General features: G+C 67.2%; 4 protein-coding genes. 1 reads left to right on the forward strand and 3 read right to left on the reverse strand.

Annotation, left to right across the window (positions count from 1 at the left end):
- Positions 1-62 precede the first annotated feature (62 nt).
- Entirely contained in the window at positions 63-1,457 is a 1,395-nt protein-coding gene (locus tag WBV89_RS18670; protein ID WP_423982836.1) for an amidohydrolase family protein, read from the reverse strand.
- A gap of 44 nt (positions 1,458-1,501) precedes the next feature.
- Between WBV89_RS18670 and WBV89_RS18675 the strand changes: the two genes are divergently transcribed.
- Positions 1,502-2,479, forward strand: a complete 978-nt coding sequence (locus WBV89_RS18675; protein ID WP_423982837.1) for a Rieske 2Fe-2S domain-containing protein — start codon at positions 1,502-1,504, stop codon at positions 2,477-2,479.
- On the opposite strand, the gene WBV89_RS18680 is transcribed toward WBV89_RS18675, so the two are convergent.
- Both WBV89_RS18680 and WBV89_RS18685 read right to left on the reverse strand, forming a co-directional pair.
- The gene (locus tag WBV89_RS18680) at positions 2,476-2,982 is read right to left on the reverse strand and encodes a hypothetical protein (protein WP_423982838.1); all 507 of its coding nucleotides are present in this window, start codon (positions 2,980-2,982) and stop codon (positions 2,476-2,478) included. The two genes, WBV89_RS18675 and WBV89_RS18680, sit on opposite strands and share 4 nt — an antisense overlap.
- Before the next feature lie 46 nt (positions 2,983-3,028).
- Complete coding sequence (locus WBV89_RS18685) at positions 3,029-4,219, reverse strand: DUF222 domain-containing protein (RefSeq protein ID WP_423982839.1); 1,191 nt, start codon at positions 4,217-4,219, stop codon at positions 3,029-3,031.
- Between the last annotated feature and the right edge of the window lie 169 nt (positions 4,220-4,388).

The raw sequence follows: 4,388 nt of genomic DNA on the forward strand, positions 1-4,388 counted from the left end.
GGCCCCGACCGCCCAACCGTCCTCGCCGCCGGACAACTGGTGTCAGGCACCGGATGACCGGGTCAGCCGAGGTGGCCCCGCTCGACCAGGCTTCGGTGGCGTTCCTGCGCTTCGACGGCGAGTGCGGTGCGATCGACCAGCGTGGGCTCGCCGTCGCGCACGACGACGCGACCGGATGACACGACGTGGGACACGCTGCGCCCGTCGCTCGCCCACACCAATTGCAGGATCGGGTCGGGTGATCGCGGCACCCACTCCGGTCCGGTGGTGTCGACGATCGCGATGTCCGCCCGTTTGCCGACCGTGATCGAGCCGATCTCATCGGCCATGCCGAGCGCCTCGGCCGCTCCGAGCGTCGCGTGGTGCAGTGCGCGGTGAGCACCGAACACGGTCGGGTCCATCGCCATGTCCTTGGCGAGGCCGGCCGTGAGCGCGACGGCGCCGAGCACGTCGATCGCGTCGCCGGCGTTCTCCGCGTCGCACCCGATCGCCACGCGGCCGCCCTGGTCGATGAACTCGATGTGTCGGCCCGCGCGAGTCACTCCCTGTCCGAGGCGGAGGTAGGCCCACGGGCAGTAGGCGATCGCCGTGTCGGTGTCGAGCAGTCGCTCGACCTCGTCGTCGGCGAGGTGCACGCCGTGGCCGAGCAGGACGTGACTGCCCAGGGCGCCGAGGTCGGCGAGGTGCACGGCCGGATGTTTGCCGGTGCGGTCGAGATACGCGGCCGTGTCGCTGTCGGACGGCGAGAGGTGGAACGTGATGCCGGTGCCTTTGGCCCGTGCGAGATCGCTGGCGGCTGCCACCAGTTCGTCACTCATCAGGTCGTGTCCGACGAGGGTCACCCAGCCGTCGACCCGCTCGTGACCCGAGGTCAACCGTTGCACCTCACGCTGGCGATCGAGCACCTGGTCGACCGTGTCTCCCGCCCAGGGCTGACCGGCCACGTCCCAGCCCCACGAACCGAGCGTGCCGCCGACGCCGACCGCGTCGAAACCGGCCAGCACCCGAGAGGGGTGAGCGACCGTTCCCGCTTCGACGGTGAAGGTGACGCCGTTGCACGCCGCCTCGACGAGCGAGAGTGTCGCGGACAGTTCGTCGTCGTCGCCGGTGTGCGCGGCGTGCGCCGGCACGGCCCACTCGAAGATCGAGCGCCCGGCCTCGAGGTCGTCGGGGATCATCGAGCGGATCAGCCGATCACCCGTGAGGTGTTGGTGGGCGTTGATCAGTCCGGGGATCGCGAGGTGGTTGGGACCGCCGATGGTCGGCGCATCGGGGTGGGTGGCGAGTAGTGCCGCGGCGGAGCCGATCGCGGTGATCCGGCCGTCGGTCACGGCGATCGCTGCGTCGGTGAGCGGAGTGCTGTGGCGTTCCATCGTGAGCACCGTGTCGGCGACCACGAGGAGGTCGGGCGTCGACGCCGCGTGGGTCGGCGATTCGAACATCGAAGGCGTCGTCATGTCAGTTATGGTAAGACCATCAGACCAAAAGGATGGAGTCCGTCATGTTGATCGAGAACGAAGCGCTGCTGCATCACTGGTACGTCGTGACCGAGTCCGCCGACGTGTCCGACGAGCCGGTTGCCGTCAAGGTACTCGGACGTGACCTCGTCATCTGGCGTTCCGCCGACGGCGCCGTCGTCGCGGCTCCCGACCGCTGCCCGCACCGCGAGGCACCACTGAGCGAGGGCACCGTGCATGACGGCTGTCTCGTGTGCCCGTACCACGGCTGGAGGTTCGGCGACGCGGGCACCTGCGTCGAGGTCCCGTCGTCCGGCATCGGCAAGAAGGTTCCCCCGGCGGCACACCTGCCGACCGTGAATGTGCAGGAGCGCTTCGGGCTCGTGTGGGTGTGCCTCGGTGAACCCGCCGCCGACATCCCGGCGATGGATGCCGAGGACGACGAGAAGTACCGGCGGATCAACTCCGGCGTGCAGGTGTGGAACACGTCGTGCACGCGCATGACCGACAACTTCCTCGACATCTCGCATTTTCCTTACGTCCACATCGGCACGTTCGGAATCGCGCAGAACCAGGACGTCCCGAAGATCGAGATGGAGCAGCTCGACGACGACTTCTTCGGATATCAGTACGAGGTCGACGTACGCAACGAGGACGGCGCTGCATCGTCGGGTCTCGATGATGCGGTGATCACGCGGCGGATGACGACCGGCTTCAACCTGCCGTTCACCGTGCGCAGCACCATCCACTACGAGACCGGCCTCGATCATCTGATCCTGCTGTGCTCGACACCGATCGACGACGTCACCTCGTACTTCACGTTCGTGATCTGGCGCAACGACGACTTCTCGGTCCCCGGTGAGGACGTGATCGTGTTCGACCGGGCGATCGGCGCCGAGGACAAGGTGATGCTCGAGAAGGTCAAGGGAGTCCTCCCGCTCGACCAGCGCGCCACGGTGAGCGTGCAGTCCGACAAGCCGTCGGTGGAGTGGCGTCGGCGCCTGGCCGAACTGCTCGGCTAACCCTGCGGCGGATTGTTGCCCGCCTCGGGCGATCGCTCCCACATCAGCGCGCTGTCGAAGCCGAGCTTGTCGTCGGGTCGGAACTCGATGACCACTCGATCAGGTGAGTCGAGGAATGTCTGGAATGTCGTGGCGGCGAGCTCGTCGTCGGGGCGGATCCGCTTCGCGAAGACCGGATAGAACCAGTCCTTCACCTCGCGTGACGAGTGCACGATGCACTCGCCCTTGTAGGTGACCGTCTTGCCGGTTCCCATGTCGGTGCCCATGCTCGTGATGCACACCGAGGCCCGCGGGAAGCGGCGGATCGCCGAGATGCGTGCCCGGCGTTCGGCAGCGGTGAGCCAGAGCTTTCCCTCGTGCGGCAGGTACGACATGATCACACCGAAGGCCTCGCCGGCCTTGTTCGTCCACATGAAGGTGCACTCACGCTGCTTGTCGAGCAGCTCGCGTTCGAGTTCGTCGCTGAGGCCGCACTCGGTCAAGTCCTCGTAGTTGTCATCCATGGGGACGACAATGGCAGACGCTCGGCCTGCAGTTCGGACGGAGGGTTCACGTCGGGGCGGGGCCGACCATCGGTGGGCGCATGGTGTGTGCGCCGCCGTCGGGGTCGATCAAGATGAAGTGTCCGCCCCCGAGGGGCTCGATACTCCAGTGCTGCTCGTGGAGCCAGTGATGGTGGTGCCAGCAGACCAGCGGCAGATTGTCGGGTTCGGTCGCTCCACCGTCGACCCAGTGGATCGCGTGGTGGGCGTCGCATCCCGATGCCGGCACCGTGCACCCGGCGAAGCGGCAACCGTGATCGCGCAGAGCGAGCACGTCGAACAGTCGGTCGGACACGACTCGTTGCGTGCGCCCGAAATCGAGGATCGTCGATTGCGGGCCCGTGATGAGCCGGTTGACGGTGCAGTCGCAGGCGATTCGTCGGATTGCGTCGGTGGACAACATCGAACGGTCGATGTCGGTCTCCAAGGATCCACCGCCGGTCGCCGCGACGAGGTCGTCGTAGCTGATCGTGGCGACGACCTTCGGCTTGCGACGCTTGCGACCGGGAACCGGATCGACCCGTTCGAGTGCCATGCGGGCCATCGCGACCAACCCGTCGGAGCGTCGTTGCGCTGCTGACCGGGTGTCGTCGGCGGCGGCTTGCGACAGAGCGCGGATCGCCTCACGCACAAGAGCGAATCCCTCGGGGTCGAGCATCCCGTCGATGCGGCCCATCGCATCGAGCATCGACGACAGATGCAATGCCCGAGCGTCGTAGCGTTCCTGCTCGGATCGATCGGCTCGGTCGGGATCGGCATGGAGTCGCCAGGTGTCGAGGACGAACTTGAAGTCCTTGTGCGACAGGCTGGTCGCCCACCCACACAGCATCTGCTCGTCGCGCGCGAACGCATCGGCGATGTCCGCGTGCCAGGCCTCGGCCAACAGTCGGAGTGCCGTCTCGGCCAGGTCACCGGCGCCGAACGCCTCGCGGACGACGGGCATCTTGCGGATGCGGTCAGCCAGATGCAGTGTGGTTCTGCAGGCACCGACTCCCTCCCGGGTGGTGGTGGTCAACCAGTCGGTCGGCGAGCGGAACCCGAGACCGAAGAACGAACCGGCATCGACCGCGATGCCCACCTCGTCGAGCTGCGCGGCGCGGGCCCGACGCACCAGACGAGTCGACGCAGCCACATCGGGCGTCGGTGCGTGGTAGCGGGAGAGCTCCTCCACACACTCCGACAACACCGTCGTGTCCATGGCTCCATCATGCGCACGGGGGTGTATCAGGGTTGTCGGGCGAGATCGATCCCGCCGCTACTCGTCGCCGGTCGTGGCCTGGTCGAGAAATCGTTCGAGATCGTCGGGGATCGGCGCCGTCCGGGTGAGTGCCATGGTGGTGCGGCCGGTGTTGCCGGTGGGGGAGCGC

Source organism: Ilumatobacter sp., from assembly GCF_049588435.1.
Classification (GTDB): Bacteria; Actinomycetota; Acidimicrobiia; order Acidimicrobiales; family Ilumatobacteraceae; genus Ilumatobacter_A.